This window comes from Luteimonas colneyensis, assembly GCF_014836665.1.
Taxonomy (GTDB): domain Bacteria; phylum Pseudomonadota; class Gammaproteobacteria; order Xanthomonadales; family Xanthomonadaceae; genus Luteimonas; species Luteimonas colneyensis.
On sequence record NZ_JACSQJ010000001.1, the window covers coordinates 19417 to 35702 of the forward strand.

15 protein-coding genes are annotated in these 16286 nt (G+C 73.9%); 8 read left to right on the forward strand and 7 right to left on the reverse strand.

What is annotated here, in order from left to right; translation table 11 throughout:
- Positions 1-14: 14 nt before the first annotated feature.
- Both rsfS and rlmH read left to right on the forward strand, forming a co-directional pair.
- The gene (gene rsfS, locus H9645_RS00075) at positions 15-470 is read left to right on the forward strand and encodes a ribosome silencing factor (protein WP_191727724.1); all 456 of its coding nucleotides are present in this window, start codon (positions 15-17) and stop codon (positions 468-470) included.
- Between the two features lie 8 nt (positions 471-478).
- Entirely contained in the window at positions 479-949 is a 471-nt protein-coding gene (gene rlmH / locus H9645_RS00080) for a 23S rRNA (pseudouridine(1915)-N(3))-methyltransferase RlmH (RefSeq protein ID WP_191727725.1), read from the forward strand.
- A gap of 7 nt (positions 950-956) precedes the next feature.
- Here rlmH and H9645_RS00085 read toward each other — a convergent pair whose 3' ends face one another.
- Positions 957-1670 carry an energy transducer TonB gene (locus tag H9645_RS00085; RefSeq protein ID WP_191727726.1) on the reverse strand — a complete coding sequence of 238 codons (714 nt, stop codon included), beginning with the start codon at positions 1668-1670 and terminating at the stop codon, positions 957-959.
- A 70-nt stretch (positions 1671-1740) separates the two neighbouring features.
- Positions 1741-2481, reverse strand: a complete 741-nt coding sequence (locus H9645_RS00090) for an SIMPL domain-containing protein (protein WP_191727727.1) — start codon at positions 2479-2481, stop codon at positions 1741-1743.
- 121 nt (positions 2482-2602) lie between these two features.
- Between H9645_RS00090 and H9645_RS00095 the strand changes: the two genes are divergently transcribed.
- The 4 genes from H9645_RS00095 to tldD are packed head-to-tail and all read left to right on the forward strand — an operon-like array spanning position 2603 to position 10120.
- Positions 2603-3199: a Maf family protein gene (locus H9645_RS00095; protein WP_191727728.1), complete on the forward strand. Its 597-nt coding sequence runs from the start codon at positions 2603-2605 to the stop codon at positions 3197-3199.
- Positions 3196-4713: a ribonuclease G gene (gene rng, locus H9645_RS00100; protein WP_191727729.1), complete on the forward strand. Its 1518-nt coding sequence runs from the start codon at positions 3196-3198 to the stop codon at positions 4711-4713. The genes H9645_RS00095 and rng overlap by 4 nt, the downstream gene beginning before the upstream one ends.
- Positions 4714-4740: 27 nt before the next feature.
- Complete coding sequence (locus tag H9645_RS00105; protein WP_191727730.1) at positions 4741-8622, forward strand: YhdP family protein; 3882 nt, start codon at positions 4741-4743, stop codon at positions 8620-8622.
- A gap of 55 nt (positions 8623-8677) precedes the next feature.
- Positions 8678-10120 carry a metalloprotease TldD gene (gene tldD, locus H9645_RS00110; RefSeq protein WP_191727731.1) on the forward strand — a complete coding sequence of 481 codons (1443 nt, stop codon included), beginning with the start codon at positions 8678-8680 and terminating at the stop codon, positions 10118-10120.
- 101 nt (positions 10121-10221) lie between these two features.
- Here the strand turns inward: tldD and yjgA are convergent, their stop codons facing one another.
- Positions 10222-10821, reverse strand: coding sequence for a ribosome biogenesis factor YjgA (yjgA, locus tag H9645_RS00115; protein WP_225217894.1), 600 nt, complete (start codon positions 10819-10821; stop codon positions 10222-10224).
- Between the two features lie 11 nt (positions 10822-10832).
- Between yjgA and pmbA the strand changes: the two genes are divergently transcribed.
- Entirely contained in the window at positions 10833-12191 is a 1359-nt protein-coding gene (pmbA, locus tag H9645_RS00120; protein ID WP_191728415.1) for a metalloprotease PmbA, read from the forward strand.
- Between the two features lie 113 nt (positions 12192-12304).
- On the forward strand, positions 12305-12745 hold the full coding sequence (locus H9645_RS00125) for a DUF4870 domain-containing protein (protein WP_191727732.1): 441 nt from the start codon (positions 12305-12307) through the stop codon (positions 12743-12745).
- Between the two features lie 12 nt (positions 12746-12757).
- On the opposite strand, the gene H9645_RS00130 is transcribed toward H9645_RS00125, so the two are convergent.
- Genes H9645_RS00130 through H9645_RS00145 form a run of 4 tightly spaced genes read right to left on the reverse strand, consistent with a single transcriptional unit; the run spans position 12758 to position 16253 of the window.
- Complete coding sequence (locus tag H9645_RS00130) at positions 12758-13663, reverse strand: farnesyl diphosphate synthase (RefSeq protein ID WP_191727733.1); 906 nt, start codon at positions 13661-13663, stop codon at positions 12758-12760.
- On the reverse strand, positions 13656-13922 hold the full coding sequence (locus tag H9645_RS00135) for an exodeoxyribonuclease VII small subunit (protein ID WP_191728416.1): 267 nt from the start codon (positions 13920-13922) through the stop codon (positions 13656-13658). The genes H9645_RS00130 and H9645_RS00135 overlap by 8 nt, the downstream gene beginning before the upstream one ends.
- A gap of 10 nt (positions 13923-13932) precedes the next feature.
- Complete coding sequence (gene tilS / locus H9645_RS00140) at positions 13933-15249, reverse strand: tRNA lysidine(34) synthetase TilS (protein ID WP_191727734.1); 1317 nt, start codon at positions 15247-15249, stop codon at positions 13933-13935.
- 44 nt (positions 15250-15293) lie between these two features.
- Positions 15294-16253: an acetyl-CoA carboxylase carboxyltransferase subunit alpha gene (locus H9645_RS00145; RefSeq protein WP_191727735.1), complete on the reverse strand. Its 960-nt coding sequence runs from the start codon at positions 16251-16253 to the stop codon at positions 15294-15296.
- Positions 16254-16286: the final 33 nt, after the last annotated feature.

Below are 16286 nucleotides of genomic sequence, written 5' to 3' on the forward strand. Positions count from 1 at the left end.
ACGAGCCACAGCCCTTGACCAGCCAAGCCCAAGTCATCAAGACCAGCCTGCCCACCCCGCCGCCGTCGGTCGACGTGCTGCTTTCGACCGTGCTGGAGGCCGTCGCCGAGATCAAGGCGGTGGACGTGGTCGACATCGACGTCCGCGGCAAGACCAGCGTCTGCGACTTCATGGTGATCGCGTCGGGCACGTCCACCCGCCACGTGAAGTCGATCGCGGACGAGGTGGTGAAGTTCGCCAAGCGCCTGGACTGCCAGCCGCTGGGCGTCGAGGGCGAGCGCGAAGCCGAATGGGTGCTGGTCGACCTGGGCGACGTCGTGGTCCACGTCATGTTGCCGCGCGTGCGCGAGTTCTATGCGCTGGAGCGGCTGTGGACGGTGGGCGACCAGCCGCCGGATGCCCGCGACGCCAGCCGCTCGTTCGGACACGACGAGGGCGTCGACGGCGACGACATGCGCCACGCCGACTGAGCGCTGCGGTGAAGGCACGCCTGGTCGCCGTGGGCGAGCGCCCGCCGGGCTGGGTTGCCGAGGGCTTCGGCGAGTACCGCAAGCGGCTGTCGCACTGGCTGCCGCTGGAACTGGTCGAAATCACGCCCGGCCTGCGCGGCAAGGGCCGCGACGCCGCGCGCGCGACTTTCGATGAAGGCCAGCGCGTGCTGGCGGCGCTGCCGCGCGACCTGCACGTGGTCGCGCTGGACGGACGCGGCCGGGCCTGGGATTCGGAAGCGCTGTCGAAGCGGCTGGAGCACTGGCGCGGCCAGGGCCGCGACCTGGCCTTCCTCGTCGGCGGGCCCGCGGCCCCCCCCGACGAGGTGCTGGCCCGCGCCGATGAAACCTGGTCGCTGGGCCCGCTCACCCTGCCGCACATGCTGGTGCGGCTGGTGCTGGCCGAGCAGCTCTACCGCGCCGCGGCGCTGCTCGCCAACCATCCCTACCACCGCGCCTGAGCGCGGTTCATCCGCGGTCGAGGCTGAACTCGATCGGCACCAGGCCGATGGCCTGCACCGGACGGCCGTCGCGCATGGCCGGCTGGAAGCGCCAGCGACGCAGCACGTGCCGCCGGGCTGCTTCGTCGAGCTCGCGGTAGCCGCTGCCGGTCTCGATCACCACTTCCAGCGGACGCCCGTCGACGCCGACCAGCACCTGCAGCACCACCGTGCCCTGGTGGCCCGAACGCAGCGCGTCGCGCGGGTAGGGCGGCGAGCTGGCCTCGGCATAGGCCAGCTGCATGCCGGTGGCGGGGCCCGGCGCCGGGGCGACATCGACATCGCCCGTGCCCGCTTCGAGCGGAGGCAGGGGATCCGCGGGGAGCGTGCCTCCTTCGACCAGGGGTGGCGTCGCCGGTTCGGGCCGCGGGACCACCGCCCGTCGCGGCTCCGCCGTCGGCGCCGCCGGGGTCGGGACGCGCTGCACGGGAACGATGGGCGGCGGCGGCGGGGGCGGCAGCGGCCTGGGCTCGAACCACTCGCCCTCCAGGCCCTTTTGCGGCGCGGGCGCGGTCCCGGGGCTCCCCAGCGGGGCGAGCATCAGCATCAGCGCGGCGCCGTTGAGCAGCAGGGCACCGGCGATGCCGGCGATGCGGACGGGGTCGGGCCGCCGCGGGTCGTCGCCGGCGTGGCGGGCGGGCAGGGCGGGGAGCGGACTGCGGACAGCGTGCTGCAGGACCATGGACCACCTCCTCGTTGGCCGGCGTGGTGCCGGATGCGTGGATGCCAACGCGCGACCGGCGGCCGCGGGGTCAGCGTCCCAGTTCGAACACGATCTCCAGGTTGGCCGCCAGCGTGTTCTCGCCCGGCGCCACCGGGGTCGACTCGGACGCGTCCATGGCCATCGCGCGCATGGCGTACATCGGCTGCGGCGGCGACAGCCGGCCGCCCTCGCTGATGCTGACGATGCGGCGCACGCGCAGGCCCAGCGCCTCGGCATACATGTCCGCGCGCGCGCGGCCCTGCTCCAGCGCCTTGCGGCGCGCCTCGTCGTACACGGCCTCCGGCTGGTCGATGCCGAAGCTCGGGCCGCTGACATTGTTGGCGCCGCTGGCGACCAGCGCGTCGAGCACCTCGCCGAGCTTCGCGATGTCGCGCACCTTGAGGCTCACCGAATTGTTCGCGCTGTAGCCGGAGATGCGCGGCTCCTCGTTCTCGACGTGGCGGTAGGTGGGGTGGATGTTGATGCCCGTGGTCTGGATGTCGCGCTCGGCGACGCCGGCCGCGCGGATGGCCGCGATCACCCTGGTCATCTGCGCGGCGTTGGCGCGCATCGCGGCATTGGCGTCGGCGGCCTGGGTGACCACCCCGGCCGATGCGGTGGCGACGTCGGGCGCGCGGCTCGCCTCGCCGCTGGCCGAGACGGAGAGCAGCGTGCCATCGCTGGAGGCAAGGGCGGGGGTCTGCGCGGCTGCGGTCATGGCGGGCGTCCCGAAGGCGAGGAGGAGGGTGAGTGCGGCGGCGGACGCCGTACGCTGGAGGATCAGGGTCATCGTGGTCTCCGGGAAGGGGCAAGGGAAGGGTTGTGCCGATGGAGTGAACGGGTCGTGAGCCGGAACGGGGTTGAGGCCGTGGCGCACGGCCGGCCCGGCGCGGGCACGGTATCCTTCCACGATGCTGCACCTTGCCTCGAAATCCCCGCGCCGGCGCGAGCTGCTGGCGCGCCTCGGCCTCGACTTCGGCGTCCTCGACATCGAGGTGGTCGAGGAGCGCGCGCCCGGTGAATCCCCCGATGCCTACGTCGCGCGCGTCGCCCGCGAAAAGGCCGGCGCCGGCCTGCTGCGCGTGGTCGCGGTGCCGGGCGCGGTGGTGCTGGGCTCGGACACCGAGGTGGTGCTCGGCGACGAGGTCTTCGGCAAGCCCGCCGACGCCGCCGACGCCGGGGCCATGCTGCGCCGACTGTCCGGTCGAACCCACCGGGTGCTGACCGCGGTGTCGCTGGTATCCGCAGGCCGCGAGGCCTCGGTGCTGGTCGAGAGCGAGGTGTCCTTCGCCGGGCTGTCGGACGCCGACATCGCCGAGTACGTCGCCAGCGGCGAACCGATGGGCCGCGCCGGCGCCTACGCCATCCAGGGCGGTGCCGAGCGCTTCATCCGCCGCCTGGCGGGCAGCTACTCCGGCGTGATGGGCCTGCCGCTGCACGAAACCGCGGGCCTGCTGCGCGGCTTCGGCATCCAGGCCAGCACGCCGCGGCCGGGCGGGAAGGCATGAGCGAGGAGATCCTGGTCAACGTCACCCCGCGCGAGACGCGCGTGGCAGTGGTCGAGAACGGCATGCTCCAGGAGCTGCACATCGAGCGCGGCTGGAGCCGCGGGGTGGTCGGCAACATCTACAAGGGCAAGGTGCAGCGGGTCATGCCCGGCATGCAGGCGGCCTTCGTCGAGGTCGGCCTCGAGCGTGCCGCGTTCCTGCATGCCAACGACGTGCTGCGCCCGGGCCGGGTGGAGGACCTGGCGGTCGAGGAGCCCGGCGCGCCGGCCGTGTCGGCGCGGCCCGTCCCGCCGGCGCCGACGCAGGCCACTCCGCCGATCGGCGAGCTGCTGCGCGACGGACAGGACATCGTGGTCCAGGTGGTCAAGGACCCGATCGGGACCAAGGGCGCGCGCCTGACCACGCAGATCAGCATCCCGTCGCGCTACCTGGTGCTGCTGCCGCAGTCGAAGGTGATCGGGGTGTCGGCGCGCATCGAGGACGAGGCCGAGCGCGCGCGACTCAAGGCGCTGGTCGGCGAGCTGGCCGCGGCCAGCGGCCACGGCTACATCGTGCGCACCAACGCCGAGGGCCAGCCGGCCGAAGCGCTGGCCGAGGACGTCGCCTACCTGGCGCGGGTGTGGGCGCTGGTGGAGCGCAATGCCGCCACGGCCCGCGTGGGCAGCTGCATCTACGAGGACCTGACCCTGCCGATGCGCGCGGTGCGCGACCTGATGCGCCGCGACGTCGAGAAGGTCAAGGTCGATTCACGCGAGACCTGCGAACGGCTGAAGACCTTCGCCGCGCAGTACATGCCCGGGCTGGACGAGAAGATCGAGCATTACACCGGGGTCCGCCCGGTGTTCGACCTGTACGGCGTCGAGGACGAGATCGGCCGTGCGCTGGAGAAGGAGGTGCCGCTGAAATCGGGCGGCTACCTCGTGATCGACCAGACCGAGGCCATGACCACGGTCGACGTCAACACCGGCTCCTTCCTCGGCCAGCGCAACCTCGAGGAGACGGTGTACCGCACCAACCTCGAGGCCGCGCAGGCGGTGGCGCGCCAGCTGCGGCTGCGCAACCTGGGCGGCATCATCATCATCGACTTCATCGACATGACCGATCCCGAACACCGCCGCCAGGTACTGCGGACGCTGGAGAAGTCGCTGCTGCGCGACCATGCCAAGACCACGGTCTACGACTTCTCGCCGCTGGGGCTGGTGGAGATGACGCGCAAGCGCACGGTCGAAAGCCTCGAGCGCCAGCTCAGCGAGACCTGCCACGAGTGCGGCGGCCGCGGCATGCTCAAGACCGCCGAGACGGTGACCTACGAGGTGTTCCGCGAAGTCGTGCGCGCGGTGCGCCAGTTCGACGCCGAGCGCCTGCTGGTGATCGCCTCGCCCAAGGTCGTGGCGCGGATCACCGAGGAGGAGTCGGCGGCGGTGGCGGAGCTGGAGGAGTTCCTCGGCAAGACCATCCGCTTCCAGGCCGACGCGCAGTACCTGCAGGAACAGTTCGATGTCGTCCTGCTCTGAGCCCCGCGCCCGGCGCGCGGGCCGGTGATGGCCGGCCCGCTGCGCCGCGCCCTGCGCCGTGCGCGGCGCGGCGCCTGGTACGTGCTCGCGATCGGCCTGGTGCTGATGGCGCTGGGCGCGGGCATCACCAGCCAGCTGCTGCCGCTGGCCGAGCGCCATCCCGACCGCGTCGCCGAGTGGCTGGGCCAGCGCGCCGGGCGCCCGGTGTCGTTCGACCATCTTGAAACCGCCTGGACCCGGCGCGGCCCGCTGCTGCGGCTGGACGGCCTGCGCATTGGCGAAGGCGACCAGGCCATCCCGATCGGTGCGGCCGAAGTGCTGGTGGCGCAGTACGCCGGCCTGCTGCCGGGCCGGTCGTTCACCGAGCTGCGCCTGCGCGGGCTGGAGCTCGCGCTTGAGCGCGGCGACGACGGCCGCTGGCAGATCCGCGGCCTGCCCGGCGAGGCGCAGTCGGATGGCGATCCCTTCGAGGCGCTCGAAGGCCTGGGCGAGCTGCAGGTGATCGACGGGGTGCTGGTCGTGGATGCGCCCGGACTCGGGATCGCAGCGCGTCTCGGCGAGGTCGACCTGCGCCTGCGCGTGGACGGCGCGCGCGTGCGCGCGGCCGCGCGGGCGTGGATGGTGCCGGGCGTTTCGCCGTTGGACATCACCGCCGAACTGCACCGCGACAGCGGCGATGCCCGGGCCTGGCTCGCGCTGCGGAACGCCGACCTGTCGGCCTGGACCGCGCTGCGCGCGGGCGGCATCGGGCCGATGGCCGGCACCGGCCGCGTCGAGGCCTGGGTCGAGCTGGATGGCGACCGGGTGTCGGCGGTGGCCATCCGCGGCGATGTCGAAGGGCTGCGGCTGCAGGGCGGCGGGGAAAGCGGCGCGGCGCGCGAGGTCGATCTCGGCGACGTCGGCGTCGACGGGCGCTGGACGGCGGTGGCGGGTGGCTGGCGGTTCGATGCCCGGCGCCTGGGCATCGGCGCGGGCGAAGACGCGCAGCGTCTGGACGGACTGCTGGTGGCGGGCGGCGCGCGCCGCGCGCTGGTGGCCGAACGCATCGACGCCGGCGCGCTGCTGGCACTGGCGCCGCTGGCGCCGGGCCTGCCGGACGGACTCGCGGCCTGGCTGCGCGACGCGCGTCCCGGCGGCGTGCTGCGCGACGTCGAAGTGGCGGGTGATGCCGGCGGCGCGCTGCGCGCCAGCGCGCGGGTGGACGACCTCGGGTTCGCCGTGCAGGGCGATGCGCCCGGCGTGTCCGGCCTCTCCGGGCGCCTGCTCGGCGACGCCGCGGGCCTGGTGTTCACGCCTGATCCGGCGGCCACGGTGGTCGTCGACTGGCCGGCGGGCTTCGGTCCGCCCGCGCACGAGGTCAAGCTGGGCGGCGACGTGGTGCTCTGGCGCGACGACGCCGGCTGGCAGGCGCGCACGCCGGCCCTGCGCGTCGACGGGCAGGGTTACGGCGCCGATGTCCGTGGCGGACTGGTGTTCACCGGCGACGGCGCGCGACCGGGCATCGACCTGGTGGCCGAGGTCGACGCGGCGCAGGTGCCGGTCGCCAGGCGCTTCTGGATCCGCCACCTGATGCCGGAGGCGGCGGTGCACTGGCTGGACACGGCGCTGGTCGGTGGCCGCGTGCTCGACGGGCGCGCGGTGGTGTCGGGCGATCTCGACGACTGGCCGTTCACGGCCGGCGCGGACGGTGCCGGAAAGGGCCTGTTCCACGCCTCGGCGAGGCTCGAGGACGCCGAGGTCCGCTTCGACCCTGGCTGGCCCGCGGCGACGGCGCTCGATGGCCAGGTCGATTTCGTCGCGGCCGGCTTCAGCCTCGAGGGCCGCGCCCGGCTAGGCGAGGTGCCGGTCGAGTCCCTGCGCGCCGGCATCGCGGACTTCGGCGACCAGCCGCTCCGGGTCGAGGCCACCTTGGCCGCCGATGCTGCGCCGGTGCTCGAGGTGCTGCGCGCCAGCCCGCTGCGCGAAGGCCGCGAGGACATCCTCGACGCGCTGTCGGCGTCGGGGCCGCTGCGTTCGACCTTCGGCCTGGTGCTGCCGCTGGGCGGCCACGCCGGCGATACGGGTGCGCGGATCAGGGGTCGCGTCGCGCTCAGCGGCGCGCACCTGGCGGAAAAACGCTGGGACCTGGCCTTCGACGCGGTGCATGGCGAGGCGCGCTACGACCAGGCGGGGTTCACGGCCGAAGGCCTGCGGGTGCGGCGGGACGGCGTGCCCGGCCGGCTGTCGCTGCGCGCGGGCGAGGGCCACGTGCAGTCGCGCGGCATGGGGTTCGAGGCCGAGCTCGAGGCCAGCCTGGCGTCGGCGGAGCTGGCGGCGCGCGCGCCGCAGCTGGCCTGGCTGGGCGAGCGTCTCGACGGCCGCTCGGACTGGACCATGGCGCTGGGCCTGCCGCAGGACGCGGGTGCCGACGGCGCGGGCGGGCAGCTGCAGCTGCGGTCGGACCTGGTGGGCACGCGGCTGTCGCTGCCCGCGCCGCTGGGCAAGCCGCCGGGCGAGGCGCTGGCGGCCCGCATCGACCTCCGGCTGCCCATGGGCGAGGACGACATCGACGTGGTGCTGGGCAACCGGGTGGCGCTGCGCGCGCGCAGCCGCGGCGGACGCACCGGCGTGCTGGCCGTGCTCGGCCGCGACCGCGTCGACGCCGCGCCCCCCGCGTCCGGCATCCGCATCACCGGGCGCACGCCGGTGCTGGATGCGATCGAATGGGCGGGACTGTTCGGCGGCGACCGCGCGGCAGGTGGCGACGGCCTCGAGCTGCGCGGGATCGATCTCCTCGCCGACCGGCTGCAGCTGCTCGGCGGCGTGTTCCCGGCGACGCGGGTGGTGGCCCGTCCGGAGCGCCCGGGTACGAACATCCGCTTCGACGGCGCGGCGCTGGCGGGAAGCCTGGACATCCCGCGGGGCGAAGGCGCTACCGTCGCGGCGCACGTCGATCGCCTGCACTGGCGCAGCGCCGGTGCCGGTGCCGCCACCGACGCCACTGGCAGCGACGTTGATGCGGGCGCCGCCGCGCGCGCCGACACCGGCATCGATCCCGCCGCGATCCCGCCGCTGGCGATCGTGGTCGAAGACCTGCGCGTGGCCGACGCGGCCCTCGGCCGGCTCGACCTGCGCACCCGGCCCGTGGACGGCGGCCTGCGCGTGGAGCGCCTGCAGCTGCGCGCGCCGCGCCAGTCCATCGACGTGCAGGGCGCATGGACCGGACGCGGCGACGGCGCGCGCACGCGCATGCAGGTCGAGGTGGACAGCCACGATTTCGGCACGTTGCTGGGCGGGCTCGGCCTCGGCGAACGCCTCAAGGGTGGCCACGGCACGGCGCGCTTCGACGCCGGCTGGCCGGGTTCGCCCGCGGGCTTCCGGCTGGCCGGGCTCGAGGGCAGCCTGGCGCTGGCGGTGAAGGACGGCCAGCTGGTCGAGGTCGAGCCCGGGGCCGGCCGCTTCCTCGGGCTGCTCAGCGTGGCCGAGCTGCCGCGGCGGCTGATGCTCGACTTCCGCGACCTGTTCTCGCGCGGCTTTGCCTTCAACCGCATCGACGGCACGCTCCGCTTCGGCGATGGCCTGGCGCACAGCGACTCGCTGGTGATCGACGGCGCCGCGGCGGAGATCCACATCGGCGGCAGCGCCGACCTGCGCGCGCAGACCTACGACCAGGTGATCGAGGTGCAACCGCGCACCGGTGGCCTGCTGACCGCGGTCGGGGCGATCACCGCGGGGCCCGTGGGCGCAGCCGTGGGCGCGGTGGCGAACGCGGTGTTCGAGAAGCCGCTGGGACGCATGGGCGCGCGCACCTACCACGTCACCGGGCCCTGGAAGGATCCGAAGGTGGTGGTCGAAGGCCGGGATGCGTCGCCGCCATCCCCGGACGCCAGGCCGTCCGTCCCCGCGCCCGGAAACGGGACGCCGCCTTGATCCGGGCGCCCCGCGCCCGCACGTATCCACGCATGACCCCACGCCGGACCCCGACATGACCCAAGCCCTCGAGATCGCCCAGTCACGCCTGCTGCTGCCCGCGGGGCTGGACGGTGCCGGGCTGGAGCGCGCGTTCGGCACCCTGCTGGGGCCCGGCGTCGACTTCGGCGACCTCTATTTCCAGCACGCGCGGCGCGAGAGCTGGACGGTGGAGGACGGGATCGTGCGTGACGGCGCGCATTCGATCGAGCAGGGCGTGGGCGTGCGCGCGATCAGCGGCGAGAAGACCGGCTTCGCCTATGCCGACGACATCAACGCCGAGGCGCTGTTGTCGGCCGCGGGTTCGGCGCGGGCCATCGCGCGCAGTGGCGCCGAGCAGCGGGTCCGGTCGCTGGTGCCGGCGGGTGCGCGGTCGCTGTATCCGGCCGAGGATCCCGTGGACGGCATGGACAACGACGCCAAGGTCGAGGCGCTGCGCCGCGTCGACCGCCTGCTGCGCGCCGCCGATCCGCGCGTGAAGCAGGTGATGGTGAGCCTCTCGGGCGGCGTCGACACGATCTTCGTCGCGCGTTCCGACGGCGTGGTCGCCGGCGACGTGCGCCCGCTGGTGCGCCTCAACGTGCAGGTGATCGTCGAGCAGGGCGGCCGCCGCGAGAGCGGATACGCGGGCTATGGCGGGCGCTATTCCTACGCCGAACTGCTGGGCGACGGGCAGCCGGAGAAGTTCGCGCGCGAGGCGCTGCGGCAGGCGCTGGTGAACCTCGAGGCGGTGGATGCGCCGGCCGGGGTGATGCCGGTGGTGCTCGGCGCCGGCTGGCCCGGCGTGCTGCTGCACGAGGCGGTCGGCCACGGCCTGGAGGGCGACTTCAACCGCAAGGGCACCAGCACCTACGCCGGCCGCATCGGCCAGCGCGTGGCCGCGCCGGGCGTGACCATCGTCGACGACGGCACGCTCGATGGCCGCCGCGGCTCGCTCAACGTCGACGACGAGGGCACGCCCACCCGGTGCACCACCCTGATCGAGGACGGCGTGCTCACCGGCTACATGCAGGACACGCTCAACGCGCGGCTGATGGGCGTGGCCCCGACCGGCAACGGTCGCCGCGAATCCTTCGCGCACCTGGTGATGCCGCGCATGACCAACACCTACATGCTGGCCGGCAAGGACGATCCCGCGGACATGATCCGTTCGGTGAAGAAAGGCCTGTACGCGGTCAACTTCGGCGGCGGCCAGGTCGACATCACCAGCGGCAAGTACGTGTTCTCGGCCACCGAGGCCTATCTGATCGAGGACGGCAGGGTGACCGCGCCGTTGAAGGGCGCGACCCTGATCGGCAGCGGTCCGGAAACGATGCAGAAGGTGCGCATGGTCGGCCACGACATGGCGCTCGACGACGGCGTCGGCACCTGCGGCAAGGACGGCCAGAGCGTGCCGGTGGGCGTGGGCCAGCCGTCGCTGCTGGTCGAGGCGATCACCGTCGGTGGCACGCGGGCGTGACGCCGCTTCCTGCAGGGAGGGGCTGCCGCGGCGATTCCTGTGGGAGCGGCTATAGCCGCGATTGCCAGGCCCCCACGGCGCAGTCGGGGCTGCAGCCGCTCCTACACGGTGCCGTCGTCGGCGGGCGTGTCGGCGTCCAGCAGCGCGCGCACTTCGCGGTACAGCTCGCGGAAGGCGCGCGGCGGCTTGCCGGCCTTGCGCTCGGCCAGCGCGTTGCGCACCAGCTGGCGGATGCGCTGGCTGTCGGCGCCGGGGAACTCGTGCATCAGCGCCGAGAGCGCGGCTGCGCCGTCCTCGCCCAGCAGGCGCTCGCGCCATTCCTCGGCGCGGTGCAGGCGCGCGGTGTCCAGGCGCGCGGCTTCGCCGTCGGTGTCCAGGGCGTCGCGCAGCGCGTCCAGCGCCTCCTCGTCCTCGCGGCGCAGCTGTTTGGCCAGGAAGGCGATCTCGCGCTTGCGCGCGATGTTGGAGGTGATGCGGCGCGCCTGGGCGATGAAGGGCAGCAGGTGTTCCCCCAGCGGCAGCTTCGCCAGCCGGCCCGGGTCCAGGTCCACGAGCTGCTTCGCCAGCTCCAGCACGTCCAGCGCCTCGCGACGCTGCGCGCTGCGGCTGGGGCCGAGGAATTCTCCGGTGTCGTCGTCCTTGCCGCGCATGTCGTTCCAGCCCGCCGTCCAGCCATTCAAGAACCACGAAGGATAAGGCATTGACCACCGCCATCACCGACGCCACGCCCGCCGTGGACGACAGCCGCCAGCGCCTGGCGCGCCTCGAGGGCATCGCCGCCCAGCTGCTCGACCGCTGCCGCGCCGCCGGCGCCACCCAGGCCGAGGTCTCCTGCAGCGAGGACCGCGGGCTCGAAGTCAACGTGCGCATGGGCGAGGTGGAGTCGATCGAGTCCACGCGCGACCGCGGCATCGGCGTCACCGTCTACTTCGGCCAGCGCAAGGGCAGTGCCAGCACCGCCGACCTGCGCGAGGAGAGCCTGGCCGCGACCGTGGCGCAGGCCTGCGCGATCGCCCGCCACACCGAGGACGATCCCGCCTCCGGACTCGCCGACCCGGCGCTGATGGCGCGCGACCTGCGTGAATTCGACGCTTGGCACCCCTGGGACCTGGACGCGCAGCAGGCGGTGGAGCTTGCGCTGGCGGCCGAGCAGGCCGGTCGCGACGCCGACCCGCGCATCAGCAACTCGGACGGCGCGGGCGTCGGCAGCGGCACCACGCTGTCGGTGTATGCCAACTCCCACGGTTTCGTCGGCGCCGAGCGCGGCAGCCACCACAGCCTGTCCTGCGCCCTGATCGCGGGCCAGGGCGACGCCATGCAGCGCGACGGCTGGTACAGCCACGCGCTGGCGCCGGGCGATCTCGAACCCGCCGCCGCCGTCGGCCGCAGCGCCGCGCGGCGCACCGTCGAGCGCCTGGATCCGCGCCCGCTGGCCACCGGCCGCTACCCGGTGTTGTTCTCGGCCGAGATCGCGCGTTCGCTGGTCGGGCACCTGCTGGGCGCGGTGTCCGGCGGTGCGCTCTACCGCGGGGCCAGCTTCCTGGTCGACAGCGCCGGCACGCGGCTGTTCCCCGACTGGTTCTCGATCCACGAGCGGCCCTTCCTGCAGCGCGGCCTGCGCTCGGCGTCCTTCGATGCCGAAGGCGTGGCCACGCGCGAGTCGCCGCTGGTCGAGGCCGGCGTGCTCCGGCGCTACGTGCTCGGCAGCTATTCCGCGCGGCGGCTGGGGCTGGAGAGCACGGCCAACGCCGGCGGCGTGCACAACCTGGACGTCGCCGCCAACGCCGGCAGTCTCGAGGACCTGGTGCGCGGCATGGGCGATGGCCTGCTGGTCACCAGCCTGATGGGACAGGGCGTCAACACCGTCACCGGCGACTACTCGCGCGGTGCCTCGGGCTTCCGCGTCGAGAACGGCGCGATCGCGCATCCCGTCGACGGCATCACCATCGCCGGGAACCTGCGCGACATGTTCCTCGCGATCGAGGCCGTCGGCCACGACGTCGACCCGCGCTCGCACATCCGCACCGGCTCGATCCTGGTCGGCGGGATGACGGTGGCCGGCGCGGCCTGACGGCCCGCCGGTGCAGCGCGCGGGCCGGGCCCGCCCTGCCATCGGTTGGGTTGCGCGTGGTCCATGGCGTCCCCAACTATGGATGCACGGCATTTCCGGCGAGGACACCTGCGATGAACGAGACCCGCGACGTGATTGGCACCACTACGCCCAGCGAGCGCCAGTGGGCCGCGTGCGCCCACCTCGCCGCGCTGGTGCTGGCGCTGTGCACCAGCTGGATGGCCGGGATCGCCGGCGTGCTCGGCGCCGGCGCGGTCTACATGTTCAAGCGCGAAGATTCCGCCTTCGTGGCCGCGCACGCGCGCGAGGCGCTGAACTTCAACCTCAGCATGTTCATCTACGCCGCGGTGGCCTGCGCGATCGCCGTCGTGCTGGTCGGCGCGACCGTGCTCACGCTCGGCATCGGCGCGATCGTGACCCTGCCCGCGGGCCTGCTGCTGCTCGCGGTCTTCGTCGTGATCGCGCTGATGTGGTTGGTCTGCAGCGTGATCGCGGTGCTCCGCGCCTGGAACGGCGAGGCCTACCGCTATCCGCTGACCCTCCGCCTGTTCTGAGGCCCGCCGGGGTCAGTACGAGCGGCTGATCGCCAGCCGTCCTAGCGCGGCCAGCGCGTCGCCGCGCGGGCCCAGCGGCCCGAGCATCGCGTCCATCGTCCGTGCCAGGCCGTCGAGCCGGGCGCGCGAGGCCTCGATGCCGATCAGCGCGGGGAAGGTGGCCTTGTCCTGCTCGGCGTCCTTGCCCGCGGTCTTGCCGAGCGTGGCGCTTTCGCCCTCGACGTCGAGCAGGTCGTCGCGGATCTGGAAGGCGAGGCCGAGTGCGTCGGCGAACGCGTCGAGGCGGGCGCGGTCGGCCTCGCCCGCATCGGCGGCGATCGCGCCCATGCGCACCGCGGCGCGGATCAGGGCGCCGGTCTTGAGCGCGTGCAGGTATTCCAGTGCGTCGATGCCGGCTTCGGCGCCGCGCCCGGTGGCGGCGAGGTCCAGCGCCTGCCCGCCGCACATGCCCGCGGCGCCGGAGGCGACGGCGAGCTCGCGCAGCATCCCGACGCGCGCGGAGTCGCTGCAGCGCGCCTCGGCTAGGACCGCGAAGGCCAGCGACTGCAGCGCGTCGCCGGCCAGGATCGCGGTGGCTTCGTCGAAGGCCACATGTACCGTCGGCTGGCCGCGGCGCAGCGCGTCGTCGTCCATCGCGGGCAGGTCGTCGTGGACGAGGGAATAGGCGTGCACCAGTTCGATCGCGGCGGCGGCGGCGTCCAGCGCTGGCTCGTCGGCGCCGAACGCGGTGCCGGTGGCATAGGCCAGCAGCGGGCGCATGCGCTTGCCCCCGAGCAGCACGGCGTGGCGCATGGCTTCGCCGAGGCGGGCTTCGGCGGCCGGATGTTGCGCGAGGGCGTCTTCGAGCACGCCGTCGATGCGGCGGCGCCAGGCGTCCAGGCGCGCGGCAACCTCGCCGCCGCCGGGCGCGTCAGGCATCGTCGCCGAGGCCCGGGAACGGCGTGCCGGCGTCGGGCTGCTGCGGATCGGTGAGCAGGCGCACGCGCAGCTCGGCGGCTTCCAGTGCCTGCTGGCAGCGTCGGTAGAGGGCCACGCCGCGCTCGTAGGCGGCGAGCGAATCCTCGAGTCCCATGTCCCCGTGTTCCATCCTGCCGACCAGCTGCTCGAGCGCGTCGAGGGAGGCTTCGAAGTCGGCGACCGGGGAGGTGGCGTTGGCGGCGTCGGGCTTGGCGGACATGGCCTCGAGTTTACGCCAAGTCATGCCAGCGCAGGCGCGCACCGCGGGCGCGCAGCCAGTCGTCCAGCGTTGCGGAGACGAGCAGGTCGCCGGCGGCAAGCAGTCGACCTTCAGCGTCGGACAGCAGCGGCATGCGCGCGCGCTGCCAGGGCGGGCAGCCGCTGTCCTGGAGCAGATGCTTGAGCGCGTGCGAATGGCGGCGACCGGGCAGCCGCATGCGCTCTCCGCCGCGCCGCGGGTGCGCGAGCAGCGGTGTGTCGAAAGCCTCCGCGCCCTCCAGCACGAGCCGGCCACCGCCGGACAGGGCCAGCGGCGCGCGGCCGTCCCAGAGCTGCGACCACGCCGCGGGCAACGGCGGGGCGTCGGGCACCGCATGGAGATGGCCGCGCCACGCGCGGATCTGGGCGCCGGCCCAGCGGAATGCGGCGGCGCCATCGGCGCGCGCGCCGAGCATCGCATCAAGGCCGGCGACGCCCGCCGCGGGCAGCGGCGGCAGTCCGAGGCGTGCCGTCCACGCGCGCAGCAGGCGCGCGCGTCGCGCTGCGGGAAGCGCGGCGAGCGCGGCGATCGGCAGCCGGTCCCCCGCATCCGGCACCCCGTCCTCGAGCAGCGCGTCCAGCGCCGCGGCGTCGGCGTCGGCCAGCAGGTCCGCGGCCTCCGCGCACAGCGCGGCGCTGCGCGCGAGGGCGGCGGAGGCCTCGGGCCAGCGCTGCCGCAGCAGCGGCAGGACCTGATGGCGCAGCAGGCTGCGCGCGTGGGTGGGATCGGCGTTCGCCGGGTCCTCGATCCAGTCCAGTCCGTTCGCGCGCGCCCAGGCTTCGAGCGCCGCGCGCGGCTGCGCCAGCAGCGGCCGCCACATCCAGCCGGACGCGAAGCGCCGCCACGGCCGCATCGCCGCGAGGCCGTCCGGCCCGGACGCACGCAGCGCGCGCATCAGGAAGGTTTCCGCCTGGTCGTCGAGGTGGTGCGCGAGCGCCAGCACCTCGCCGGCGCCGAGCGCGCCGGCGAACGCCTGGTGCCGCGCCGTCCGCGCCGCCGCTTCCAGCCCGAGGCCGCTGTCGCGTGCCACGTCGACCCGTAGCACCTGCAGCGGCACGCCCAGCGCCGCGCAGGCGGCCTCGCAGCGGCGGGCCCAGGCATCGGCGTGGTCGTGCAGGCCGTGGTGCACGTGCAGGGCGCGCAGGCCACGCTCGCGAATCCCGGGCAGGGCCGCGAGCCGGTGCAGCAATACGGTGGAGTCGAGGCCGCCGCTGAACGCCACCGCCACCCCGGCCGCGTCCGCGTCCCCGGGAAGGGCGAACACGGGATCGGGAAGCGTCAGGTCCATGGCGCCGGTAGCGCGCCCGGGCGGCTGCGCGACGACGAGGCGGCTCAGGCCGCCTCGTAGGCTCCGTAGCCGCGCAGGCGCCGGTAGCGCTTGTCCACCAGCACGTCGGCGGGCAGCGCCTCGAGTTCGTCGAGCTGGTTCAGCAGCACCGCCTTCAGGCGCAGCGCGGTCTGGCGCGGGTTGCGGTGCGCGCCGCCGATCGGCTCGCGCACCAGCTTGTCGACCAGGCCCAGGCCCAGCAGCCGCTTGGCGGTGAGGCCCAGCTGCTCGGCGGCGTCCTTGGCCTTGCCCGCGTCCTTCCACAGGATCGAGGCGCAGCCTTCGGGCGAGATCACCGAATAGGTGCTGTATTCCAGCATCACCGTGCGGTCGCCGACGCCGATCGCCAGCGCGCCGCCCGAGCCGCCTTCGCCGATCACCGTGCACACGATCGGGATCTTCAGCTCGGCCATTTCCATCAGGTTGCGGGCGATGGCCTCGGACTGGCCGCGCTCCTCGGCGCCGATGCCGGGATAGGCGCCGGGCGTGTCGATGAAGGTCAGCAGCGGCAGCTTGAAGCGCTCGGCCATCTTCATCAGGCGCAGCGCCTTGCGATAGCCCTCGGGGCGCGGCATGCCGAAGTTGCGGCGCACCTTGGCCTTGGTGTCGCGGCCCTTCTGGTGGCCGATGATCATCACGCTGCGGCCGTTGATGCGGCCGATGCCGCCGACGATCGCGGCGTCGTCGGCATAGGCGCGGTCGCCGGCGAGCTCCTGGAACTCGTCGCAGATATGGCGGATGTAATCGTTGGTGTAGGGACGCGCCGGGTGGCGGGCGAGCTGTGACACCTGCCACGGCGTCAGGTCGCGGAAGATCTGCGCGGTGCGCAGGCGCAGCTTGTCCTGCAGCGTCCGCAGTTCGGCGTCGATGTTGACGGCGGGGCCGGAGCTGGCCTGGCGCAGGTCCTGGATCCTGGCTTCCAGGTCGGCGATGGGCTGCTCGAAGTCGAGGTAGTTCGGATTCATCGACGGCTTCGGTCGGAAAAGGGGTGAGTCTAG

Excerpts from the sequence above, each read along its gene's own strand:
- H9645_RS00130 (WP_191727733.1), bottom strand. The coding sequence starts at position 13,663 with ATGCCTGACGCGCCCGGCGGCGGCGAGGTTGCCGCGCGCCTGGACGCC.
- yjgA (WP_225217894.1), bottom strand. The coding sequence starts at position 10,821 with ATGCCTTATCCTTCGTGGTTCTTGAATGGCTGGACGGCGGGCTGGAAC.
- H9645_RS00135 (WP_191728416.1), bottom strand. The coding sequence starts at position 13,922 with ATGTCCGCCAAGCCCGACGCCGCCAACGCCACCTCCCCGGTCGCCGAC.
- H9645_RS00105 (WP_191727730.1), top strand. The coding sequence starts at position 4,741 with ATGGCCGGCCCGCTGCGCCGCGCCCTGCGCCGTGCGCGGCGCGGCGCC.
- H9645_RS00090 (WP_191727727.1), bottom strand. The coding sequence starts at position 2,481 with ATGACCCTGATCCTCCAGCGTACGGCGTCCGCCGCCGCACTCACCCTC.
- H9645_RS00125 (WP_191727732.1), top strand. The coding sequence starts at position 12,305 with ATGAACGAGACCCGCGACGTGATTGGCACCACTACGCCCAGCGAGCGC.
- H9645_RS00095 (WP_191727728.1), top strand. The coding sequence starts at position 2,603 with ATGCTGCACCTTGCCTCGAAATCCCCGCGCCGGCGCGAGCTGCTGGCG.
- tldD (WP_191727731.1), top strand. The coding sequence starts at position 8,678 with ATGACCCAAGCCCTCGAGATCGCCCAGTCACGCCTGCTGCTGCCCGCG.
- H9645_RS00145 (WP_191727735.1), bottom strand. The coding sequence starts at position 16,253 with ATGAATCCGAACTACCTCGACTTCGAGCAGCCCATCGCCGACCTGGAA.
- tilS (WP_191727734.1), bottom strand. The coding sequence starts at position 15,249 with ATGGACCTGACGCTTCCCGATCCCGTGTTCGCCCTTCCCGGGGACGCG.
- H9645_RS00085 (WP_191727726.1), bottom strand. The coding sequence starts at position 1,670 with ATGGTCCTGCAGCACGCTGTCCGCAGTCCGCTCCCCGCCCTGCCCGCC.
- rng (WP_191727729.1), top strand. The coding sequence starts at position 3,196 with ATGAGCGAGGAGATCCTGGTCAACGTCACCCCGCGCGAGACGCGCGTG.